Origin of the sequence: Brevibacillus gelatini, assembly GCF_050920745.1 — a bacterium.
Lineage (GTDB): Bacteria > Bacillota > Bacilli > Brevibacillales > Brevibacillaceae > Brevibacillus > Brevibacillus gelatini.
The window spans coordinates 1,237,363-1,260,339 of sequence record NZ_CP154342.1; the positions used below are offsets into that span (position 1 = coordinate 1,237,363).

At 54.9% G+C, this 22,977-nt stretch carries 23 protein-coding genes; 20 read left to right on the forward strand and 3 right to left on the reverse strand.

Annotation, left to right across the window (positions count from 1 at the left end; all coding sequences use genetic code 11):
* Positions 1-41: 41 nt before the first annotated feature.
* From AAFJ72_RS06230 to AAFJ72_RS06250, 5 genes are all read left to right on the forward strand, one after another.
* On the forward strand, positions 42-725 hold the full coding sequence (locus AAFJ72_RS06230; protein WP_432776451.1) for a response regulator transcription factor: 684 nt from the start codon (positions 42-44) through the stop codon (positions 723-725).
* Positions 718-2,124 carry a HAMP domain-containing sensor histidine kinase gene (locus tag AAFJ72_RS06235; protein WP_432776452.1) on the forward strand — a complete coding sequence of 469 codons (1,407 nt, stop codon included), beginning with the start codon at positions 718-720 and terminating at the stop codon, positions 2,122-2,124. Before AAFJ72_RS06230 ends, AAFJ72_RS06235 begins: the two co-directional genes overlap by 8 nt.
* Before the next feature lie 162 nt (positions 2,125-2,286).
* A complete protein-coding gene (locus tag AAFJ72_RS06240; RefSeq protein ID WP_432776453.1) occupies positions 2,287-3,936 on the forward strand; it encodes an efflux RND transporter periplasmic adaptor subunit in 1,650 nt (549 codons plus the stop codon).
* Positions 3,937-3,940: 4 nt separating this feature from the next.
* Entirely contained in the window at positions 3,941-4,663 is a 723-nt protein-coding gene (locus tag AAFJ72_RS06245) for an ABC transporter ATP-binding protein (RefSeq protein ID WP_432776454.1), read from the forward strand.
* Positions 4,660-5,877 carry an ABC transporter permease gene (locus tag AAFJ72_RS06250; protein WP_432776455.1) on the forward strand — a complete coding sequence of 406 codons (1,218 nt, stop codon included), beginning with the start codon at positions 4,660-4,662 and terminating at the stop codon, positions 5,875-5,877. Before AAFJ72_RS06245 ends, AAFJ72_RS06250 begins: the two co-directional genes overlap by 4 nt.
* Positions 5,878-6,232: 355 nt before the next feature.
* On the opposite strand, the gene AAFJ72_RS06255 is transcribed toward AAFJ72_RS06250, so the two are convergent.
* Positions 6,233-6,565: a hypothetical protein gene (locus AAFJ72_RS06255; RefSeq protein ID WP_432776456.1), complete on the reverse strand. Its 333-nt coding sequence runs from the start codon at positions 6,563-6,565 to the stop codon at positions 6,233-6,235.
* Between the two features lie 262 nt (positions 6,566-6,827).
* Between AAFJ72_RS06255 and mscL the strand changes: the two genes are divergently transcribed.
* Positions 6,828-7,292: a large conductance mechanosensitive channel protein MscL gene (gene mscL / locus AAFJ72_RS06260; RefSeq protein ID WP_122904873.1), complete on the forward strand. Its 465-nt coding sequence runs from the start codon at positions 6,828-6,830 to the stop codon at positions 7,290-7,292.
* A 77-nt stretch (positions 7,293-7,369) separates the two neighbouring features.
* Here the strand turns inward: mscL and AAFJ72_RS06265 are convergent, their stop codons facing one another.
* On the reverse strand, positions 7,370-8,140 hold the full coding sequence (locus AAFJ72_RS06265) for a YheC/YheD family protein (protein ID WP_432777155.1): 771 nt from the start codon (positions 8,138-8,140) through the stop codon (positions 7,370-7,372).
* 123 nt (positions 8,141-8,263) lie between these two features.
* On the opposite strand from AAFJ72_RS06265, the gene AAFJ72_RS06270 reads away from it, so the two are divergent.
* From AAFJ72_RS06270 to AAFJ72_RS06295, 6 genes are all read left to right on the forward strand, one after another.
* On the forward strand, positions 8,264-8,569 hold the full coding sequence (locus AAFJ72_RS06270) for a helix-turn-helix domain-containing protein (protein WP_432776457.1): 306 nt from the start codon (positions 8,264-8,266) through the stop codon (positions 8,567-8,569).
* Between the two features lie 86 nt (positions 8,570-8,655).
* On the forward strand, positions 8,656-9,033 hold the full coding sequence (locus AAFJ72_RS06275; RefSeq protein ID WP_122904874.1) for a VOC family protein: 378 nt from the start codon (positions 8,656-8,658) through the stop codon (positions 9,031-9,033).
* A 181-nt stretch (positions 9,034-9,214) separates the two neighbouring features.
* A complete protein-coding gene (locus AAFJ72_RS06280) occupies positions 9,215-11,164 on the forward strand; it encodes a transporter substrate-binding domain-containing protein (RefSeq protein ID WP_432776458.1) in 1,950 nt (649 codons plus the stop codon).
* On the forward strand, positions 11,145-12,512 hold the full coding sequence (locus tag AAFJ72_RS06285) for a sigma-54-dependent transcriptional regulator (protein WP_432776459.1): 1,368 nt from the start codon (positions 11,145-11,147) through the stop codon (positions 12,510-12,512). The genes AAFJ72_RS06280 and AAFJ72_RS06285 overlap by 20 nt, the downstream gene beginning before the upstream one ends.
* On the forward strand, positions 12,509-13,513 hold the full coding sequence (locus AAFJ72_RS06290) for a TAXI family TRAP transporter solute-binding subunit (protein WP_432776460.1): 1,005 nt from the start codon (positions 12,509-12,511) through the stop codon (positions 13,511-13,513). The genes AAFJ72_RS06285 and AAFJ72_RS06290 overlap by 4 nt, the downstream gene beginning before the upstream one ends.
* A 325-nt stretch (positions 13,514-13,838) precedes the next feature.
* The gene (locus AAFJ72_RS06295) at positions 13,839-15,158 is read left to right on the forward strand and encodes an MFS transporter (RefSeq protein ID WP_432776461.1); all 1,320 of its coding nucleotides are present in this window, start codon (positions 13,839-13,841) and stop codon (positions 15,156-15,158) included.
* A 107-nt stretch (positions 15,159-15,265) separates the two neighbouring features.
* Here the strand turns inward: AAFJ72_RS06295 and ytvI are convergent, their stop codons facing one another.
* Positions 15,266-16,297, reverse strand: coding sequence for a sporulation integral membrane protein YtvI (gene ytvI, locus AAFJ72_RS06300; RefSeq protein WP_122904879.1), 1,032 nt, complete (start codon positions 16,295-16,297; stop codon positions 15,266-15,268).
* A gap of 276 nt (positions 16,298-16,573) precedes the next feature.
* Between ytvI and AAFJ72_RS06305 the strand changes: the two genes are divergently transcribed.
* The 8 genes from AAFJ72_RS06305 to AAFJ72_RS06340 all read left to right on the forward strand — a co-directional run bounded on the left by AAFJ72_RS06305 (position 16,574) and on the right by AAFJ72_RS06340 (position 22,758).
* Positions 16,574-17,848 carry a cation:dicarboxylate symporter family transporter gene (locus tag AAFJ72_RS06305; protein WP_432776462.1) on the forward strand — a complete coding sequence of 425 codons (1,275 nt, stop codon included), beginning with the start codon at positions 16,574-16,576 and terminating at the stop codon, positions 17,846-17,848.
* A gap of 228 nt (positions 17,849-18,076) precedes the next feature.
* Positions 18,077-18,985 (forward strand): NUDIX hydrolase, encoded by a 909-nt coding sequence (locus tag AAFJ72_RS06310; RefSeq protein WP_432776463.1) that lies wholly within the window; start codon positions 18,077-18,079, stop codon positions 18,983-18,985.
* Positions 18,986-19,007: 22 nt separating this feature from the next.
* A complete protein-coding gene (locus AAFJ72_RS06315) occupies positions 19,008-19,853 on the forward strand; it encodes a TIGR02452 family protein (protein WP_432776464.1) in 846 nt (281 codons plus the stop codon).
* A gap of 61 nt (positions 19,854-19,914) precedes the next feature.
* Positions 19,915-20,325: a nicotinamide riboside transporter PnuC gene (gene pnuC / locus AAFJ72_RS06320; protein WP_432776465.1), complete on the forward strand. Its 411-nt coding sequence runs from the start codon at positions 19,915-19,917 to the stop codon at positions 20,323-20,325.
* Positions 20,313-20,447: an adenylyltransferase/cytidyltransferase family protein gene (locus tag AAFJ72_RS06325; RefSeq protein WP_432776466.1), complete on the forward strand. Its 135-nt coding sequence runs from the start codon at positions 20,313-20,315 to the stop codon at positions 20,445-20,447. The genes pnuC and AAFJ72_RS06325 overlap by 13 nt, the downstream gene beginning before the upstream one ends.
* A 112-nt stretch (positions 20,448-20,559) precedes the next feature.
* On the forward strand, positions 20,560-21,147 hold the full coding sequence (locus AAFJ72_RS06330; protein ID WP_432776467.1) for a DUF1802 family protein: 588 nt from the start codon (positions 20,560-20,562) through the stop codon (positions 21,145-21,147).
* 72 nt (positions 21,148-21,219) lie between these two features.
* The gene (locus AAFJ72_RS06335) at positions 21,220-22,200 is read left to right on the forward strand and encodes a quinone oxidoreductase family protein (protein WP_432776468.1); all 981 of its coding nucleotides are present in this window, start codon (positions 21,220-21,222) and stop codon (positions 22,198-22,200) included.
* An 81-nt stretch (positions 22,201-22,281) separates the two neighbouring features.
* The gene (locus AAFJ72_RS06340) at positions 22,282-22,758 is read left to right on the forward strand and encodes a GNAT family N-acetyltransferase (protein ID WP_432776469.1); all 477 of its coding nucleotides are present in this window, start codon (positions 22,282-22,284) and stop codon (positions 22,756-22,758) included.
* The last annotated feature ends 219 nt before the right edge of the window (positions 22,759-22,977 follow it).

Here is a 22,977-nt window from a genome sequence, read left to right on the forward strand (position 1 = left end):
AAGAGAGTAGACCTGTCCGTTTTGAGGGGAGCGAAACTGGAATGACCAATATCCTGATCGTGGAAGACGAGTTGCCCATCTCTCGGGTGTTGAAGGCGTATTTGGAAAAGCATCAGTTTTCAGTCGAACAGGCGTTTAACGGGGACGAGGCCCAGCACAAGTTCGACACGTTCAATCCTGCCCTGGTGCTGCTCGACGTCATGCTGCCGGGCCGGAGCGGGTGGAGCATTTTGGAATACATAAGGTCGAAAAGCTCTTGTCCCGTCATCATGCTGACGGCGCTCGGGCATATCGACAACAAGCTTGCCGGGCTGAATCAGGGAGCGGACGACTACATCACCAAGCCGTTTATTGCCGATGAAGTCGTGGCCCGTGTCAAGGCTGTGCTGCGCCGCTCCAAGCAAATTATCGAAGGAGATCAGGTCAAGCAGTTCGGCAGCCTGAAAATTGACTTCAAGGCGTATACGGTTACGTTGCACGGCGTTGAACTGTCGTTTACGCCAAAAGATTTGTCGCTGTTTCTGTTCCTCGCCCAGTACAAAAATCAGACGTTTACGCGGGAGCAGCTGATTGAGCAAGTGTGGGGAATGGATTACGAGGGCAGCGACCGCGCCGTGGACCTCGCCATCAAGCGCATCCGCCGAGCATTGGAAAACTGGCCTGCGTCCGAAGGAGAAATCCGCACGTACCGTGGCTTGGGTTACAAGCTTTGCGTCTATGAGTGAGAAAAAGCGCATTTCCCTGTTTCGCTATTGGACGACCCGGTATTTAATCACCCTTTGTATCGGTCTTTTGTTCATCGGCATCGCTTCCAGCCTCTGGATCAACTACAGTGAAAAGCAAAAGCGGCTGGACTTCATGCGGCTGATGGCAGCCGAGGTGTCTGATCGCGTAGTGGATGCCAATGGGCGGGTCATCATGGAGCCATTTTTGTTCCGCCTGCTCGACAGCCGCCAGGAGTCGCTGCGCGTCAACTACAAGCCGTTCATGGTCATTTTGGATGCGGATCGTCGCGCGGTGTTCAGCGGGCCGGGGCCGTTCAGCTCCGAGCTCAGGCGGATGGCCCGCGATTTGGTAGAAGCCGACGAGAGCATGTCGCAGCTGGAGCTGGGACGGGGAGAAAAGCTGCTTTTTGTGAAAAAAAGCATCCGGGTCAACCAGCAAACGGTCGGCTGGGTCATGCTGTTTACGCCGATGCAGGATTTGACGCGCAGCACGACCGAGTTTCAGCTTTTGTTCATCATGCTCATCAGCCTTGGACTGCTCGGCTGGCTCGTCATCTATCGATTGACGAAAAAGCTGTCGACGCCGATCAAGGACGTGGCAGACGCGGCCAAGCAGATCGTCATGGGCAATTACGACATTCATCTGCAAAAAGACAGGCGCGAGGAAGAGATTTACGAGCTCATCCACTCGTTCAAGGAAATGGCGGATCGCCTGCGGCAGCTGGAGCTGATGCGCACCGAGCTGTTGGCCGGAGTGACGCATGAGCTGAAAACGCCTGTCACGTCGATCAGTGGGCTGGTGCAGGCGGTCAAGGACGACATCGTCGGCGGCGAGGAAGCGAAGGAGTTTCTGGAAATTTGCTCGAAGGAAACGGCCCGGCTGCAAAAAATGGTCGAGGATTTGCTCGACTTCAACTCTTTTGTCGTCGGAGATATTCGCATTCGCCGCGAGCAGCAAAACATGTACGAGCTGGTACAGGAAATTACCCATCAGTGGCAGATCGTACAGGAGGCCGAGCAGATTGAGCTGTCCATCGTCAAGCCGGAGGAGCCGATCATGGCACACACCGATCCGCTTCGTGTGCAGCAAATTTTGTACAACCTGTTAAACAACGCCGCGCAAGCCATGAACTCGGCCGGAAAAATCGTCGTTTCCCTGTCTCGTACGGGCGATGAAATTCGCATTGATGTCAAAGATACAGGCTCGGGCATCCCGGAAGCGGAGCAGAAGCTTATTTTCGAGCGTTTTTACCGGGGCGAGGAAAAGAAGCATCTCGTCCGCGGGCTCGGCCTTGGCCTGTCGTTCAGCAAAATGATCGCGCACGCGCTGGGGGGCACGCTGCTGCTCTCGGAAAGCAGCCGGTCAGGAAGTACGTTTACGTTGATTTTGCGAGAATAGCCACAAATGTACAGTCGACCAGACAAATGAGCTGGTCGATTTTTGCTTTTCACACCATTCCCTTCCATCTGACTTTTCCCTGACGTATTCGTTCCGTATATTGATCGCTACAGGGAAGCCAAGCTGCTTCCCGGTCATTTTGCAATGGCAGGAGGATTTGGTGTGACGCAATCGGAGAAAAAGCGGACGTTGTTTTCGGGGACGCGAAATAGCAAGAAGAAATGGGTCATCATCGGACTGGCTGTCGCGGTGATTGCGGGAGGAGGCGTGTTCGGATACCAGACGCTTTTGACACCGGAACGGGCGCAGGCAGCGTATCAGATCGTCACGGTGAAAAGGGGTGATGTTTCGGAAAGCGTGCTGGCGTCCGGGACCGTCCAGGCTTCCAAGCGCTCCTCGCTCTCGTTTTCAGACGCAGAAGACGCCAAGGATGCCATCTCGACGATCCAGGTCAAAATCGGCGATCGCGTGAAGGCGGGGCAAGTGCTGGCTACGATGGATGATTCCGTCGCCAAAATCCAGGTGAACAACGCCCAGGCGAATTTGCTGTCTGCACAAGCCAAGCTGGAAGAGGCGCAAAAGCGCAAGAGCGCGGCTGAGATCAGTTCGCTGCAGGCGGCTGTCACGCAGGCAAAAAACGAGTTGGAGCTGGCGAAGAAAAATATCGACGGGCAAAAGGCGACAAACGATCTCGCCAAGGCGAAGGACAATCTCGACAACGCCCAGAAAACGTTTGACTCGCAAAAGGTGCTGTTTGAGGCAGGGGCGATCTCGCAGACCGAGTACGATAACGCGCGCAACGCTTTGGAGCAGGCGAAGCGGGATTACAATTCGGCGGTGCTGACAGCCGGGCAGACGAACTCGCAGTCTGACGTAAAGGTCGAGCAGGCACTCGCTTCCTACCAGACGGCACAGGAGGCGTTGAATGAAGCACTGGAAGGGCCGGATGCGGCGACGGTTCTCACAGCGAAGGCTGCCGTAGAACAGGCGAAGGCCGAGCTGCAAAAAGCGCAAAAGGCGCTGAACGCCGTAACGCTGCGAGCGCCGATGGACGGGGTGATCGTCCAGGTGAACGGCAACGTCGGCGAGATTCCAGGCAATGATTTTATTATTATGGACAATTCCGATTCCGGTGAGCTGGAGGTGCTGGCCCAGATCAGCGAGAGCGACATCGGAAAAGTAAAAGAAGGTTTGCCCGTGTCGTTTACGACCAGCTCGTATCCGGATGATACGTTTTCCGGAAAAGTCAAGCTGATATACCCGGAGGCGAAGACGGATTCCGGTGTCACCAGCTATGATGTGCTGCTATCGGTCACAAACAAGGACAGCAAGCTGAAGATCGGGATGACGATGAACGTTACGATTGAACTGGGAACGCACAAAGATGTGCTGTACTTGCCAGCCGCTGCCTTGCAGACGCAAAACGGCAAGGACGGCGTCTACCTGATGTCCGCAGGCGAGAACAGTGCCAAAGCAGCGGGCAATGCCAGTGGACAGTCCGAGGCCAGGTCAGAGGCGCAAGCAAAGCCGCAAGGGAATCAGGCAGGCGAACGCACGACCGCAAGAGAAGGCAGAATGGCTTCCATGCCGTACCAGTTCGTGCCGATCAAGATCGGGTTCTTTGCGGCGGATCGGGTGGAAGTGGTGGAAGGCCTGAAGGAAGGGGACAGAGTCGTCATCCCGATCAGCACAAGTACAAGCTCGTCGACAGCCAATCAAAACGGTGTCCGCATGGGAGGCGGAATGACTGGCGGAATGCCCGGCTTTGGCGTCTTCCCCGGCGGCGGAGGCGGCCAGATGAGGGGACGATGAGAAGATGAGACCAGTCATACAAATCGAAGACCTGAAAAAGCAGTATCAGATCGGCGACCAGGAAATTTACGCACTGCGCGGTGTCAGTCTGACTATTGAGGAAGGCGACTTTGTGGCGATCATGGGGCCGTCCGGCTCGGGCAAGTCGTCGATGATGAACGTGATCGGCTGCCTTGACAAGCCGACGTCGGGGGAGTTTTTCCTGGACGGCTACCCTGTGTCCGAGGCGCACGATGACGAGCTGGCCGAGATCCGCAATCAGAAAATCGGCTTCGTTTTTCAAAACTTCCATCTGCTCCCGCGCACGACAGCGGTGGAAAATGTCGAGCTGCCGATGCTGTACGGCGGCACGCCTGCCAAAGAGCGCAGGGAGAGAGCGATCAGGGCGCTGGTCAGCGTAGGGCTGGCGGAGCGGTTGTACAACAAGCCAAACGAGCTGTCAGGCGGCCAGCAGCAGCGGGTGTCCATCGCCCGGGCGCTGGTCAATGATCCGGTCATTTTGCTCGCGGACGAGCCGACTGGCGCATTGGATACGAAGACGAGCGAAGAGATCATGGGCATTTTCCAGCGGCTCAATGACGAAGGCAAGACGGTTATTCTCGTCACGCACGAACCGGATATTGCCGAGTATGCCAAGCGGATTGTCCGTTTTCGCGACGGACAGATCATCGCCGACGAAGTGGTAAAAGAGCGCAGAAGAGCGTGGGCAGAGGAAGTGAGAACATGAGCTTGATCGAGTGTGTACGCATATCGTTTCGCAGCATCCGGACAAACGGCTTGCGCTCTGTGCTCACGATGCTGGGCATTATTATCGGCGTAGCCGCTGTTATTGCGATGGTCGCGATCGGGGAGGGGACTTCCTCTTCTGTCGCCTCGCAGATCAACGGCCTGGGCAGCAATCTGCTGATTGTCTCGCCAGGACAGGCGACGCAAGGGCGGGTCAGCCTGGGAGCCGGGTCGCTGAATACGCTGACGATGGCGGACGCAGAAGCGATCGCGGAAAACGAATCGGTAGCGGGAGTCGCGCCGAGCGTCAATGGGCGCGCCCAGATCGTCTGGGGCAGCAGCAACTATTCCAGCATGCTGGAAGGAACGACCGCCGATTTTTTAAGCGTGCGCAATGCTGAGGTGGCACAAGGGCGGTTTTTCACGAACTTCGAGGTGACGCGGCAGTTTAATGTCGCAGTCGTCGGGACTGAGGTCGTCAGCAACCTGTTCAAAGACACGACGACAAACCCGGTGGGGCAAACGGTGCAGATCAATCGCGTGCCGTTTACGATCATCGGTGTGCTGAAAAGCCAGGGCAGCTCGGGCATGACGAACAATGACGACAGGATTATCATTCCGATTACGACCGCGATGAGCCGGCTGACAGGCGGCAAAAACGTCGGCACGATCTACGTCTCGGCTGCGTCCTCCGACTTGATGGACACGGCGCAGCAGGACATTCGCCAGACGCTGCGCGCCCAGCACAACCTGCGGCCGCAAGCGGCAGACGATTTTCGCATCACGTCCCAATCCGATATTTTGAGCACGGCGCAGGAAGTATCCAGCTCGATGACGACGCTCTTGTCCGGCATTGCGGCGATCTCGCTGATTGTCGGAGGGATCGGGGTGATGAACATCATGCTCGTGTCCGTGACGGAGCGTACGCGTGAAATCGGGATTCGCAAGGCGATTGGAGCCAAGCGCCGGGACATCATGCGCCAGTTTTTGATCGAGGCAGTCACGCTCAGTCTGATCGGCGGCATTTTGGGAATCGTCATCGGGGTTGGGGCGGCGCTCCTCGTCAGCAAGCTCGGCTCGCTGGCCACCTCGATCAGCGTGACCCCGATTTTGTACGCATTTTTGACTTCGTCTTTGGTTGGCGTGATCTTTGGCGTCTACCCTGCACGCAAGGCTGCCCAGATGAAACCGATTGATGCGCTTCGCTACGAATAAATGAAGTCGTTTCCCAATATTTCGCTATAAAACAAAAGCTGACACTTTTCGATAAGAGAGATTCATAGTACAATTCCATTATGAACGAACTTGGGGAAGTTCGGGATGGCGGTACCAAAACTGTGCAGGAGGGCCGCCTCTTTTTTTAAAGCGCGGCAAATTTTGCGCGACAGGCCCGGCGCAGACGGCCCGGACTTGCAACGAACCCCATGTTTTGAAAGTGGATACAATAGGTACTATTACCTAAATGTACAGCTGGACCACATGGGTCCAACGATATAGAATGAGGGTATTCACGTGAATACTTTCGTACTACCCTTTTCCCAGGAAGCGATCCTGGGATTTTTTGTTTGGTTTAAGCAGACGTAATTTTCGGGGAGAAGCTGCCTTTCAGCAAGGCTTCAATCAGTTGCTCCTGCGAGAGCGAGATCGAGATGCCGGGATCAGGCAGGTCGGCGTGAAAGCGGTTTTCCTTGTACAAATACCACATGGAGCCAGTCGGTTGCAGCGAGTAGAGCTTGATATTTTCCTTCGTCTCTTGTCCGATTCTGGCAATATCGCGCAAGGAAGTAAAAAGCTCTCCCCACACAGGCAAATATGGCTTTGTCTTGGATTGGATGATCGCGCGGATGAGTTGCTTTTTGGCGAGTAAAAGCGTTTCGGCTACGTGGTTTTCCACTGGGGGCATGTCATCTGCTCCTTTTTCATAAGACTGTCGAAAAATGTACAATCCAGTCTGATAAAAGTGTGGATGTTGACGAATCATGTCGAAACTAGAAAATAGTTTAAAATAGTCCCAAACTTGTTTCAATAGGAGAGAGGACGCATGTGTACGGGCATTTGACGGTTGCAGCCGATTCAGATAGCATAGGGACAACGCATTTTGCAAAAAAACATTTTATCCGGCATTATTTGCAGCCTGTCTGTCACGGAAAAAAGGAGGATTTTTGATGTGGAAAGAGTTTAAAGAGTTTGCCTTAAAAGGAAATGTGCTGGATCTGGCTGTCGGGGTTGTCATCGGCGGTGCCTTCGGAAAGATCGTCACCTCGCTGGTAAACGACATTATTACACCGCTAATCGGTCTCTTGTTGGGCAAGGTTGATTTTACGAATCTGTTTATCACGTTGAACGGTGCCGATTACAACACGCTTGAGGAAGCAAAAAAAGCCGGGGCCGCGACTCTCAACTACGGTCTTTTCCTGAATTCTGTCATTGATTTTCTGATTATCGCGTTTTCCATCTTCATCGTTATCAAACAGTTGAACCGCTTCAAGCGCAAGCAGGAAGTGGTCAAAGCGCCGGAAACGACGAAGGAATGCCCGCATTGCATCACGACCATTCCGATCAAGGCGACCCGTTGCCCGCATTGCACCTCCATGCTGGATTCAAACGGAGCGGCACTGGCGCACGAATAACAACAAGCTTGACCGATCAACAGACGCAAATGAAAAAGCAAACCGGCCATCTGGTGCGGCTTGCTTTTTTTCTTTCCTCAAACGTTTTTCTTTTTGCGCTTCACCCGGTTTTTGTACTGATAATGCAGCCGCTTGATGGTGCGAAAGTATGTTTTGTCCTTGAGCTTCGCAAACAGGGCGTGAGAAGGAAAGTCGTAGTTGACCTCGATGATCGAGAGCTGGCCCGCTTTGTCGATGGCGAAATCAACCCCGATCTGTGCGCTGTGGCGGTACTTGTTGAAGTGGGCGCAGACGCGGTGACTGACCCGGATCAGCCGGGAGACGACTTCCTTGATTTTTTCCGGTGCAACTGCTCCTGATTTGGCCAGAGCGTAAGGAACGGTCACGGCATAGCCGCCGCCACGGGCGACGTTCGTAATGACGCTGTCAGACCCGGCTACTTTTGCCAGCATCCCGGCATACTGCCATTTCCCGAGACCGTTGCGCATCATCATGACGCGAATGTCGAACGGACGGCCATTCAGCTCAGCCAGATCCAGCCCTTTTTGGATGATGTAGTTTTTTTCGGTGCACTGGCGGGCAAGCTGCTGCTTCAGCTCCGCAAGCGAGCCTGCCCGTACAGGCTCTCCGCGCTCTTTTACAAACTGGTAGCCATCCGCTGCTTTGGAGACGCGCATGATGCCTTTGCCCATATGGGTGCGCGTCGGCTTGATGTAGACGGTCGTGTACTTGGAAAGATATGGTTCCAACAGAGCGGGCTGGTACAAGTCGGTAGGGGGCAAATACGGACGAATGTGCGGGCTTTTGGAAAAAAACTGATGAAGGCTCCATTTGGAGGAGGGGATCAAGTCAGACACCTCGCCTTTTTGCAAAGATCAAAGTTCCATTCTTGCTAACATATACAACAAAATGGAAAAAAGTGAGCAGGGAATCGGGCAATGGCGGGGAAAATATGATCTAGGAAAAGCAAAATGCGAACGAAAACGGAGAACGAGATGAGACGATACCGACCAGTGCGGATGTTTCAGCAGGCGCTCGGCATCGGGCCGAAGGAGTTGGCCCGCATCATCCAGTTCCAAAGCTTGCTGCAACTGCTCGCCAGAGGGCAGGCTGCTTCCCTTGCAGACGCAGCCGTACAATGCGGCTACTATGACCAGTCGCATGTCAGCAAAAGCTTTCGCGCCTACTACGGCGAGACGCCGGGCGGAATTTTCGCCGTGCGTGGAGCGCGGGCGCAGAAGGGACAAGTTGTCCGTTTTTTACAAGCAAACGACTAGGCTTGTCTGCTATTGTTGGAAAAGAACCTCGCCCGCGCGTGAAGCGGTCTGGCGGGAAATACGTCGAAAACGCAGGAGGAAAGCAAATGGGAATCAAGCTGGATATGGTAGGAATCGTCGTGCAGGACATGAAAAAGGCGCTGGACTTTTACCGTGTGCTCGGGCTTGACATTCCGGAGCAGGCGAACGACGAGCATCACGTAGAAGTCGCACAGGATGGCGTGCGTCTGGCTTTTGACACGGTGGAGATCGCAAAAAGCGTGTACGGCGGATGGGAGCCGGCGAGCGGGCACAGAATCGAGCTGGCCTTTTTGTGCGACGATGCCGCTGCCCTGGATGCATTGTATGCCAAAATCATCGAGCATGGCTATGAGGGCCACCGTGAGCCGTGGGATGCCGTCTGGGGGCAGCGCTATGCGATTGTCAAGGACCCGGACGGAAACCTGATTAGCCTGTTTGCCTAAAAGCACAGCATAAGAAAAAACAAATGCAAGCCGACTCTCTTCGGACGAGAGGATCGGCTTGTTTTCGTTTTCGCGGGCAGGATTCTTTTCAAGCCTGGTGGCTTCGTCCATAATAAGCTTGGTAACAGATCGGCAAAACAGGGCAGGCAACAGCTGTGCGAGGAAGGAGGCGGGCTTTTTTTTGCAAAAGATAGCTGTACTTTTGGCATTATCTACCTTTAGTCTTTTTTGGCCGCCAGCTATGCCTGCAAAAGCGCAAGCGGAGGAGGAGCGCGTCCTTCGCGTCGGCTTCGACAAAAGGCTGCCGCCTTTGTCTTATGTGGATAAAAACGGGGAGGCGGCCGGCTTTGACATCGAACTGATCCGCAGCATGGACTCCCTGCGCGGCTATCAGATCGAGTATGTGCCTCTGGACTGGGAGGATACGGTCGCCTGGCTTACGGAAGGCAAGCTGGACGTGGTCGTCGGCATGAAATATACGAGCACGCGCGACACGCTGTTCGACTTCAGCGACTCCTACCTGACGGCGGCCGACGCGCTGGTCGTTCCGGCAGCCGCCCGGGAGATTTCTGCGATCAACGATTTGCGCGGAAAAGTCGTGGCGATTCAGCGAGACGACGCAGGCATCGTCCAGCTGGAAAACATTCGCGGCGGCAAAAGACTGGTCGCCTTCAGTCAGCCGGATGCGCTGGACATGCTCTTTTTAGGCCGCGCAGACGTGTTTTTGGGCAACCGCTGGACGGCGGAGTACGTGCTGGAGGGAACCGGCAGGCAGCAAGACTACCGGATTCGCACCGGACTGATTCCGCCATCCGACTATGCGTTTGCCGTCCGCGAAGGCAACTACGAGCTGGTCAACAAGCTCAACGAAGGCTTGGCCCGGCTGCACCAGAACGGGAAATACGAGCAGCTGTATTCGCAGTATCTGGAGCCGTACAGTGCGTTTGCAATCGACTGGTGGCGAAAGCTCGTGTACGGGCTGCTTATCGTGATGGGAATCGTCGTAGTCGTACTGGCGGGGAGCTTTTTCTGGAACAGCCGTCTGCAACAAGCGGTCCGAAGGCAAACAGCCGCACTGGCGGACAGCTTCGCTTTTCAGACGACAGTCTTGAACAGCGTGGACAACGGAATTTTGTCCTTTGATCGGGAAGGCAAAATTACGCTCATCAATCACGCGGCACAAAAATTGCTTGGGAAAATGGAAAAGGACGCCCAGATGTCCGTATGGGATTGTCTGCCGCAACTCCCGATCCGGCAGGCGCTGCAAATGGGGGACGGGCATATGCTCGAAGGTGAACTGCATCTCGGGGATGGAACAGGCCGGATTGTGCATTACTACCTCGCCGCCTTAAGCAACGGAGCGGGCCAGCAGGTCGGCGGCATTCTTTGTCTGCAGGATCGGACGGAGCAAAAGCATTTGCAGGCGCGGCTGATCGCGCAGGAAAAAATGCGCGCGCTGGGCGAACTGGTCGCGGGTATCGCCCACGAAATCCGCAATCCGCTCACGGCGATCAAGACGTTTGCCGAACTTTTGCCGAAAAAACTGAACGACGAGCGCTTCCGCAGAGAGCTGGTCGAGCACGTGCCGGAAGAAGTGGCGAGGATGAACCGGATCATTGAAGATTTGCTCGACTACTCGCGGGAAAAGCCGATGCAGAAAAAGCGGGAAAACTTGCGGGGGCTGGTGCGGTCCGTGCTGGGACTGTTTGCGAAGCGGCTCGACAGCGAACGGATACAGGTTGTGCTGGAGCCTGGACTTGATGTGGATGTGTTCGTTGATCGCGACCGCATCAAGCAGGTGCTGATAAACCTGCTGCTCAACGCCATTGAAGCGATGGCCCACGCAAAGGACAGGTGCCTGACCTTTTCCGTGCTGCCGAGAGAAGGACAGACGGTTTGTCTGGCGATTGCCGATTCCGGGGCGGGGATCGGTGAGCAGGAGCTGCTTCATCTGTTCCAGCCTTTTTACACGACGAAAAGCCAGGGGATCGGACTGGGCTTGTACCTCAGCCAAAAAATCATGCATGAGCACGGGGGAGAGATCGCCGTGCAAAGCGAGCCTGGGACGGGTACCACGTTTTTCCTGATATTTGCCAAAGGAGGGACAGGCGATGAACATTTTAATCATTGATGACGAGCGAGCCATCTGTTCGTCGCTTTCCTTCGCCCTGGAAGACGAATACCGCGTGTTTACCGCTTCCGGGCCGGAGGAAAGCTTGCAAGTGCTGGAGCAGGAGCCAATCGACGGCATTTTGCTCGATCTGAATTTGCGCGGCGGAAGCGGCATGGAGCTGTTGCGTCAGATCAAGGAAAAAAGGCCGGACGTGGTCGTTATCATGATGACGGCCTACGGCTCTATCGAATCGTCCGTCGAGGCCATGAAGGCAGGCGCTTACCATTACTTGACCAAGCCGCTCAATGTGGAAGAAGTCAAGCTTTTGCTCGGCAAGGCGCTCGCCTTCCAGCAGCTTCACCAGCAGGTTCAGGTGCTGAGTCAGGCCGTGCGCCAGCAGGAAACGTATGCGGGCATCATCGGCAAGAGCAGTGCCATGCAAAAAGTTTTCCAATTGATCCAAAAGGTCAAGGACATCAGCACGAATGTGCTCATCACAGGCGAGAGCGGCACAGGAAAAGAACTGGTCGCCCGCGCGATCCACTACCAGGGCGAGCGGAAAAAGGGCGCGTTTTCTGTCATCAACTGTGCAGCGATCCCGGAGCCGCTTTTGGAGAGTGAGTTGTTCGGACATGAAAAAGGGGCGTTTACCGGGGCCTATGCCAGACAGCAAGGGCTGTTTGAACGGTCGGACGGCGGCACGATTTTTCTCGATGAAATCGGCGAGATGCCGCTCGCCTTGCAAGCGAAAATATTGCGCGTCATCCAGGAGAAGGTCGTGACGCCAATCGGCTCGCAGCAGCCGAAGGAAGTGGATGTGCGCATCATTTCCGCCACGAACCGCAATTTGCAGGAGGAAGTCGCCAAAGGGAATTTCCGCGAGGATTTGTACTACCGCCTGAACGTCATCCCGATCCATCTGCCGCCTTTGCGCGAGCGCAAGGAGGATGTGCCGCTGCTCGCGGAGCATTTTCTCGCGCTGTATTCGGCCAACATGGGCGTGCGCAAGAAAACGTTCAGCCCGGAAGCCAAGCGGATGTTGTATCACTATAGCTATCCCGGCAATGTGCGGGAGCTGTCCAACATGCTCGAATATGCAGTAGCCCTCTCGGAAAATGAGGTCATTGAACCGCGCGACCTGCCGGAAGCGGTGCGCGAAAATCATGGCGGCGGTACAGCAAAAGAGGCGGCAGAGTGCGGCCTGTTGCTCCCGGAAGGCTTGACGCTTGCGGAAGCGGAGCGCAGGTACATCCTCTATACGCTGGAGAAAAACGGGGGGCATCGGCAAAATACAGCAAGGCAACTGGCGATCAGCGAGCGGGGATTGCGCGACAAGCTGAAGCAATATTTGCGAGGGGCAGAATGAGGACGGTCCAAGCATGGCTCACCGTGGCTGTCATCGCCATCGGTCTCGCGCTTTTGGCAGGCGGCTGCACGCGGGAGCCGGAGTCCAGACAGCCTGATTCGGACGAGGTGCAGCCGTTTTTGACCATCGCGACAGGGGGAGCTTCCGGCCCCTACGACCTCATCGGAGGTGCGTTGGCCAAGGTGTATCATAACCAGCTCGGCTACAAGACGGCGGTGCGTTCCTCGGACGGCTCCGTGGAAAACGTTCACCTGCTGGAGAACGACAAGGCGGATGTCGCTTTTGCGATGTCGGACGCTGCTTCGTTTGCCATGGGCGGCATGGAAAACTTTCAAACGAGCGGACCTGCTGTGCACGTGAAGGCGATTGCCGGGCTGTACCTGAACTATGTGCAAATCGTCACGCGCAAAGACCGGGACATTCATTCGGTCTACGACCTGAAAGGCAAGCGGGTCGGCGTTGGCGCACCCGACAGCGGGGTAGAGGTCAACGCGCGGATGATCTTGAACGAGCACGGCATCACCTACAACGATATTCAGCCCGAGTACCTTTCGTACGCAGAGGCGATTGAGCAATTGAAAAACAACGCGATTGACGCCGCCTTTGTCACCTCCGGGCTGCCCAATTCGGCTGTTCTCGACCTGCAAGCCTCCCACGACGTGGTGATCGTGCCGATTTTGCCCGCTGACATCGAGAAGCTGACGAAGCGCTTTGCCTTTTTTGAAAAAGCCCAGATTCCTCCGGGCATCTACCAAAACGACAAGGCCGTCCCGACGGTCGCGATTCGCAACATTTTGCTCGTCCGCTCTGACATGGACGAAGAGCAGGTGTACCAACTGACGAAAACTTTTTTTGCAAACCTCGATGCCCTGCAAGCCGCACACGAAGCCGCGAAGCAAATCGACAGGCAAACGGCGGGCAAAGAGCTGGTCGTGCCGCTCCATCCGGGCGCTGCGAGATACTACGCCGAGCTTGCGCGGCCGCAGGGACAAACGCCATAAAGGAAAAAAAGTACGGGACAGACGATCGACCCGGCAATAAATTCCGCTTCGACCGGAGTTTTTTGCCGGGTTTTTGCGTGGGAAAGGCTGGGCGGGTGTACGCTTGTTTGGAAGACTGTCTTCGCACAAACATTCTGGCACGTCGAAAAATTCTACAGAGACTGGGGGTTCGTCCGCCGACCAGCCGATGCGGATGGGCAGTTCGGAATAAGCTTGGCACAGAACTTGCTATACTATGATGGCGATTACATTTGAAACCGATTACATTTCTTTTGGGAGAAACGGGACGGTTTCTTGCCAGCATGTAAAACAAGGAGGAAGAACAGTGAATCATGCAAACGATCGCGCCAGTTCGCGACGCATCACGGGAAACATCTTCAAAGGTTCGATCGGCAACCTGATTGAATGGTATGACTGGTACGTCTACTCTGCGTTTGCGGTATACTTTTCATCCGAGTTTTTTCCAAAAGGAGATCCGACCAGTCAATTGCTCAACACAGCGGCAGTCTTCGCCATTGGCTTTTTGATGCGCCCGATCGGAAGCTTGCTGATGGGGCGCTATGCCGACCGGCACGGCAGACGGGCAGCGTTGACGCTTTCGGTTACGGTCATGGCGGGTGGCTCCCTGATTATCGCCTTTACGCCAGGCTATAGTACAATTGGCATTTATGCACCGATTATTCTCGTTCTCGCTCGACTGCTGCAAGGTTTGTCCCTGGGGGGAGAATACGGAACCTCCGCGACGTATTTGTCCGAGATGGCGAGCAGCGGCCGCCGCGGCTTTTACTCCAGCTTCCAGTACGTCACTTTGATTGCCGGACAGTTGCTCGCGCTTGGGGTACAGATCGTTCTCCAGCAAATGCTCAGCGAAGCCGACATGCACACATGGGGCTGGCGCATTCCGTTCGTGATCGGCGCATTGGGTGCCTTGGCTGTTCTGTGGCTGCGCCGTTCGATGGACGAGTCCGAGCAGTTTTCGAAAATGGAGAAAAAGAGCCGCGAGAAGGCAGGAACGTTGCGTGCCCTGATGAAATATCCAAAAGCCGTGCTGACCGTTGTCGGTCTTACGCTCGGTGGAACCATTGCCTTTAACACGTACACGACGTATTTGCAAAAATTCATGGTCAACACAGTGGGTCTCCCGAAAGAAACCGTGAGCTGGATCAACTTTGTGGCCTTGCTGGTTTTTGTCGTACTGCAGCCGATTGCGGGCATGCTGTCTGACCGGATCGGCCGCCGTCCGCTGTTGATGGCCTTCGGGATTTTGGGGACGCTGTTTACCGTACCGATGTTTTTGATGATGGAGCAGACGACAAGCCCGATGGTCGCCTTCCTGCTGATGCTGACAGGTCTTGTCATCGTCACCGGCTACACCTCGATCAACGCGATTGTCAAAGCGGAACTGTTCCCGACGGAAATTCGCGCGCTCGGCGTAGGCTTCCCGTATGCGATCACCGTTGCCGTGTTCGGCGGGACCGCAGAGTTCGTCGCGCTCGGCTTGAAGAACATCGGCTCCGAATCGCTGTTCTACTACTATGTCGCCGGCTGTATTGCGCTCAGCCTGTTAACGTACTGGCGCATGGGCGAGTCGTCCAAACAGTCTCGCATTGAAGCCGAGCTTGACACGAACAAGAACGCAAGCTAGGCGCGAGGTTGATGCGCTTTTAGCAGAAAGCAAGAGAAAAAAAAGACGCAATCAGGCGTCTTTTTTTGTGTGTCCGGACAACATTTTCAATTGGTTATCGCTTTTATCTAAAAGTCAATTTTGAAGTTCAGGAAGCCTGCCTTGCGCAGCGCTTCGTAGATGATGACGAGCGCAGGGCCGAGAATCAGTCCGAAAAATCCCATCACCTGAAAGCCAAGGAACAGGCTGACCAGCGCGGCCAGGGCGCTGATGCCCAGATTCGAAGCAAGCACTTTCGGCTCCACGATTCGCCGCACGACCGTAATGATGAGAAACAGGATGACAAGCCCGATCGCCAGATGGGTATTTCCCGTCAAAAAGTTGTAGATCGCCCACGGCACGAGAAACGAGCCTGTGCCCAAAATCGGCAAAATATCTACGAGCACGATCAGCAGCGCGACGACCGCCGCGTACTTGACCTGCAAAATCAATAGCCCCGCAAAGGAGAGCAGAAATGTCATCAGACTGAGGATGATCTGGGCCCGCAAAAATCCGACGGTCGCCCGGTTCAACTGGGAGAGCACCACGTTGACCTTTTCCCTGGCAGATACGGTGAACATCCGCATGAAGCCAGCCCGCAGTCGCGGCAAGTCGAGGCTGATGAGAAAAAGCGCGACCAGGTAAATGATCGTGCTGATGAGAAATCCCGGAATGATGGCCGCAACGCCCAGAATGGCTTTGGCAATGCTGGATGCACTGGTGATCGCCCAGTTTTTCAGCCCGGCAAAAACGCCCTGAATCTGGACGACCGTTTCGGCGGGCAAAGTGGCGTAGTAGCTTTCCCAACTCAGCAAATACGATTCCACCAGTTCAAACAAATGTTGGGAAAAGGCGGGCAGCCGCTGTGCCAGGTCGATGCCCTGAATGACGATCTGGGTCGTGATCCAGTACAATAGGACGCCGAACGTAACGAGGAAGAGCAGAAACGAAACGCTGACCGCGCTCATACGGTTCATTTTGACCTTGCCGATGAGGAACAGGACAAGCGGCTCCAGCAAAATGGCGGTCAAAAGCGCAAGCAAAAACGGAACCGAGTATGGCAAGAGAAAGAGGGCAATGGCAATCAACAAGCCCAGGAGCAACATTTTCCGGATTGTCATGAGAGTACCCCATTCTAACTGAAAAATGAGACCGCAAGTGATGATAGGTTCATTTTATCATTTTTCGAGAATCCAACACAATGCGTCCGCCCGTTTCCGGCAAAAAGCGCCGTTTGTCAAAAAATAAAGAGAAATAAAAAGACTAAAAAGAATAGAAAAAAGGGGATTAGCCAAAAAATCATGATATGATTCTCATCTATATAGCACTTCACTCAAGCGAGTGTGTCTATAGCGTGTCAAAACCATATTCCATACTTTTACTAGCGAGGTGTCAGAATGAAGCGATTTGGGTTAGCAATTCAAATTGTCATCGGACTCATTCTGGGTATCCTGGTGGGTGCGATTTTTTATGGCAATCCAGCAGTGGCTACCTATTTACAGCCTATTGGCGATGTATTCCTCCGCTTGATTAAGATGATTGTCGTTCCGATCGTCGTTGCCACCCTGATTGTCGGGGTAGCGGGTGTGGGCGATATGAAAAAGCTTGGCAAAATCGGCGGAAAAACCATCCTCTATTTTGAAATCGTTACCACGATTGCGATTGTCGTCGGGCTGTTGGCCGCGAACCTGTTCAAGCCAGGTGTGGGCGTCGACATGTCCAGTCTGGCGAAAACGGATATCCATACGTATGTAGAGACTGCGGAATCAACGCAAAGTCACAGCATGATTGACACGTTCGTGAATATCGTTCCGAAAAACGTGTTTGATGCCATCGTCCGCGGGGACATGCTGGCGATCATTTTCTTCTCCGTCCTGTTCGGACTGGGGGTTGCAGCCGCCGGAGAAAAAGGAAAGCCGGTGCTTGCCTTCTTCCAGGGTGTGGCAGACGCGATGTTCTGGGTCGTAAACACGATCATGCGTTTTGCGCCATTCGGCGTTTTCGCCCTGATCGGGGTGACTGTCTCCAAGTTTGGTCTGTCTTCGCTCATTCCGTTGGGCAAGCTGGTTATTCTGGTGCACGTGGCAATGCTGTTCTTCATTCTCGTCGTGCTGGGAACTGTTGCACGCATCAGCGGCGTGAAAATTACAGCCATTCTGCGCATTCTGAAGGACGAGCTGCTCTTGGCCTACTCCACTTCCAGCTCTGAGACGGTACTGCCGAAGATCATGGAAAAAATGGAGAAAATGGGCTGTCCAAAGGCGATTACTTCCTTTGTCATCCCGACAGGGTATTCGTTCAACCTGGATGGTTCTACTCTGTACCAGGCTCTGGCTGCCCTGTTCATTGCACAAATGTACGGGATTGACATGCCGATCAGCGCCCAGATTACCTTGATGCTCGTGCTCATGGTAACATCCAAAGGGATCGCTGGCGTGCCGGGCGTATCGTTTGTCGTACTGCTCGCGACACTTGGTTCCGTAGGGATCCCGCTGGAAGGACTCGCTTTCATCGCCGGGGTAGACCGTCTGCTCGATATGGCCCGCACGGTAGTAAACGTAGTGGGCAACGCGTTGGCTGCTGTCGTCATCTCCCGTTGGGAAGGACAGTTTGACCAAAAGAAAGCTGAACAGTACATTCAGGAAGTGAAAGCGCAAACGCGCGCTGCGTAACTTTTCCAAAGCCTCTTGTCAGGGTATTCATCTGGCAAGAGGCTTTTTTGCGTTGGCGTGACCAAAAGCGATCGGCTCCTTTTGTCCGCGTGAAAAGACGAGCTAGCGTATTTTGTTGCTTGACACCAAAAACAGGAAGCAGTAATATGATGTAAATAAAGTGATAATAACAATTTGTTAATAACAAAAAATCCATAACATAGCCGAATAAGCAAACGAGGTGGTTCCATGACCAAAAAACCGGTTGTCAATAAGCAGGGGCAAAGCGAAGAGGAGTATTTGCGGACGTATGACGCGAGCCAGTTTGAGCGGCCTTCTGTGACTGTCGACATGCTCGTTTTTACCGTGATGGATGAAGTGGAGGAAAATTACCGCAAGCTTTCGCCCAAGTCTTTGAAAATATTGCTCGTAAAGCGCGGCGAGCATCCGTATTTGGGCCAATGGGCGCTGCCGGGCGGGTTTGTCTCGCCGCACGAGAGTCTGGAAGAAGCGGCCACGCGCGAGCTGTTTACAGAAACGAACCTCGACAATATTTACCTTGAGCAATTGTACACATGGGGAGAGGTCGGCCGGGACCCGCGGACGCGCGTTATTAGCACCTCGTACATGGCGTTGGTGGACAGCTCGGCGCTGCGTTTGCAGGCGGGGGACGATGCGGACGAGGCCGAGTGGTTTCGCCTCGAAGACAAATGGCTCAAGGAGACGAAAACAAAGACACCGGACGGTACTGTAACCGAAAAATGGGTCGAGCTGCGCCTCACTAACGAGCGGGAGGAATTGTCGGCGACGATCAAGCTGACGAAAACCGTTTCGGGCAAGATCGTGCGAGAGACGCGGGAGATCGTGGAGACGAACAGGATCGCATTCGATCACGCCAAGATGATTCAGTACGCGCTGGAGCGGCTGCGCGGCAAGATCGAATACACGGATATTGCGTTTGCCCTCATGCCGGAACTGTTTACACTCGGCGAGCTGCAGCAGGTGTACGAAGTCATTTTGGGCAAGGAGCTGCTCGCCGCGGCATTCCGCCGCAAAGTGGCAGACAAGGTGCTGGAAACGAATCAGTACAGAAAGCACGCAGGACATCGGCCATCCAAATACTACCGTTTCAACCCGGAGTGGATGGATCGGAGATAGTGCCTGCAAGGAGGAAAAAATCATGAATCCACAAAACAATCGCGACCGTCGCTCCAAAATCGCGCATGAGACGCTGGCCATATTGGAGCAAGGCTTTTACGTGAATCGCAGAGGGGAAAAAGTCAGCTTCGGGGCGGAGCTGTCTGCCGCCATCCGCCAATCGCGTCTGTATCGGCCGGACGATCTCGGCGCCGAGTCGCTGGCGATTCCAGCGCATGCCGGGCGGGCCGCCATCCAGGTGACAGCCGAATCGAGCCTGGGCGCAGCCGAACGGCTTATCGTGCGTGAACAGCGCAAAAACACAGTATGCCTGAACTTCGCTTCGGCCAAAAATCCCGGCGGCGGGTTTCTGGGCGGAAGCCAGGCACAGGAAGAGAGCCTGGCGCGCGCTTCTGGGCTGTATCCGTGCATCGCCCAGATGGAGGAAATGTACCTGCACAACCGCCAGCAGAGAACGTGCTTTTACTCCGACTACATGATTTACTCGCCGCTTGTTCCTGTGATCCGCGACCAGACAGACGGGCTATTGGAGCAGCCGTACCTGCTGTCGTTCGTCACTGCTCCGGCCGTGAATGCGGGAGTCGTCCGCGAGCGCGAGCCGGAAAACGTTTGGCAGATCGAACCTGTCATGAAGGAGCGCATTCGCAAGGTGCTGCGCGTCTCCGCGATTCACGGGAACAGGACGCTCATCCTGGGCGCGTACGGCTGCGGCGTTTTTCGCAACCAGGCAACAGACGTGGCCGACTACTTTGCGCAAGTGCTGCTCGACGAAGGGTACGCGAAGCTGTTTGACGAAATTGTATTTGCCATTTACGACAAGACGACGCGACAGGAAAATCTGCGGGCGTTCAAGGAGCGATTTGCATGATGGCACTGCTGCGGGGCTTTTTTGCTGACTGGAACTGGTTTGAGCGGATTTGGCTCACTTCATGTGGCGCAAAAACAGGCTGTCGGAAAAGCAGCAAAACGACGTCAAGATTGCCGTGCTGAGCCAGACCGCGCGCATCGGGTGGGGCGTTCTGTGCGTGATCGCCACGCTCAGCTGCGGGTTCATTTTGCAGCAGATGGGCGGAGCCTTGCCGTTCATTGATTCGCTCACCGCCGTACTCTCGATTGTCGCCATGATTTTCATGGTGAAGCGGTTGATCGAACAATGGATCGTCTGGATCATTATCGACTTGTTCACGATCTACATGTGGGTGGTCGCCTTTTTGGCGGGAGGCAACGACATTTCGGTTCTCGTCATGTGGTCGGCGTATTTGGTCAACGCCATCTACGGCCTGGTGAACTGGATCCGGCAGTACCGCGCACAGAAGGAGGGGCATGTATGGGGACCGTAGGCTTTCTTGGCGGCAAGTTTTTGCCGCTGCACCAGGGACACGTGTACGCGATCACACAGGCAGCCTGCCGCTGCGACGAGCTGTACGTCGTCCTCTCGCACAGCCCCGTTCGCAGCGGCTGACGACCGCCATGCAGCATGTGAACCAACTGTTGTAAATGTCTTTCCAACAGGTCGGAATTCAGCTAGACTAAAGTCACCAACCGATTCTGACAAAAGAAGGGAGCTGTACTGTATGCAGACGATCGCACAGCCGCTGTCCCCCTTGAGCCTGAAGGAATGGGCGGTCGCCGTCAAAGCGCTCGGGGAAGGCGAGCAGATGATTACGATCCGCAAGGGCGGGCTATACGAAGAAACAAGAGAATTCCGATTGGAAAACAATTTATTTTACCTGTATCCGACTTACGAGCACCAAAAACGCGATATGGTAAAGCCGGAATATCATCACCTGCTGGACGCGACGCTTGCCGGCTGGTCGAGCGAGCAAAAGACGGTCGCCATCGAGTATTTTGCGGAAGTGACAGACGATGTGGAGCTGATGGACGAAGCCAGGCTGCGCGCGCTGTCGCCGCATCACATCTGGACGGACAACTTTGCTGACGTGCGGCTGCACTGGAAGAAAAAGCAGCCGCTGCACATTTTGTTCGTGCGCACGTATCGGCTGGCGCAGCCCGCGATCATTCCGATTGAGGCCGCATACCAAGGCTGCAAATCGTGGCACGACCTGCTCGTGGAAGTGCCGAGAAGCGCGTTTGCGCCAGTGTTGACCGATGAGGAATACGCGCAGAAAAAAGCTGCCGTCATGGCGATCTTGCAAGCATAACCTTGGCAAGAAAACCGTTCACGGGATGAACGGTTTTTCGCGCGGAGAAGACACAACCGGGAGGGATTTTTCATGAAAGCTGTTTTGGTAACAGAATGGGGCGGGCCGGAAAAGATGATCTATACGGATGTCGAGCTGCCTGAAATTTCGCCTACACAGGTGCTCATTCGCGTAGACATGACGAGCGTCAATTTCGCCGACATCAAATCGCGCTACGGCAAAAAAGGAGCGGCCAAGCTGCCGTTTGTTCCCGGACTGGATGCGACAGGAGTCATTGAAGCGGTCGGTTCCGAGGTAAAAGGCTTGCGAGCAGGGCAGCGCGTCATCGCTTTTCCGGCAAACGGCTCGTACGCTGAGTACGTGGCTGCCGAAGAGGCGCTGACCTTCGCGATTCCCGATGAGATCAGCACGGAGACAGCGGCAGCCTGTCCGGTGGTGTCGTTTACGTCTTATCAACTGCTGGCAAAAGTCGGCCGGCTCGCCAAAGGGGAAACGGTGCTGATTCACGCGGCGGCAGGCGGAATCGGGACGACCGCAATTCAACTGGCGAAGCTGTTGGGAGCAGGGCGCGTGATCGGGACGGTCGGCAGCTCGGCCAAGGCAGAGGCGGCTTTGCAGGCGGGGGCGGATTACGTCATTTGCCACGACAAGGAAGATTTCGTGGAAAAAGTGCGAGAGCTGACGGATGGAGCGGGCGCCGACGTCATTTTGGACTCGATCTCCGGACAAGTGAGCGAACGCAGCCTGGAGTGTCTCGCCTGGTACGGCCGACTCGTGCATTTCGGCAATGCGAGCGGGGAGATCGGACAGATTCGCACGCTCGATCTGCACGCGAGTTGCCGCTCGGTGCTCGGCTTTAGCTTCGGCACGACGCGCAAGCTGCGCCCCCATCTTTTGCAAGATACCGCCCGGCAGGTCATTGGCTATTTGGCAGAAGGCAAGCTCGACATCAAGATCGGCAAAGTGTTTTCGCTAAAAGAGGCTGCGAACGCCCACGCCTTGGTGGAGAGCAGACAGAGCACGGGAAAAGTATTGCTGAAGGTGCGCCCGTAAGCTTTCAAAGCGGAGCAAAACGACTGACTGCGCCGACAGCAGGTTTTTTTCCCACTCATGACTGTGTACGAGGTGACAACGATGAAAATCGTAGCAGCAAGCGAGCTGCCGAAAAGTGTGATTACCGATTTTTTTACCGAAAACTGGGGCAGCCCGCAAATGGTTATATCAAGCGGCGTCTTTCGCTGTGACGAGCTGGACGGGTATGCTGTCCTTGGCGAAGACGGCGCGATTTGCGGGTACGTCAGCTATGTGCTGGAAGAAAAGGAGTGCGAAATTATTTCTTTGGACAGCCTGGTGGAGAACAAAGGGATTGGCTCCAGGCTGCTGGCAAAAGCGGAGCAGACAGCGCGGGAACTCGGCTGCCTGCGCATGAAGTTGGTGACGACCAACGACAACCTGCACGCGTTGGGCTTTTACCAGCGCCGGGGCTATCAGTTGTCCGAGCTGTATGTGAATGCCGTGGAAAAAGCGCGGGCGATCAAGCCGGAAATCCCGCTCGTCGCGGACAACGGGATTCCGATTCGCGACGAGATTTTGCTGGTAAAGCCGCTTTAAACAAAAGAAAACCCCGCAAAGCTGGCACGAAAAACAAGCAAGCCGGGTTCGGGTGCTCGGGAGGACAGGAGGCGATTTTTCCGCCTCTTTTTCTTGTGCTTGTTGGCACTCGGCATCCCGGCAAAGGCAGCGCCAGTGAAAACAGCAGCGAACAGCCAAGTGTGCAGTTACGACGACAGCGATACACTTTCAAAAACAGTTACACTTCCAACCGTTATT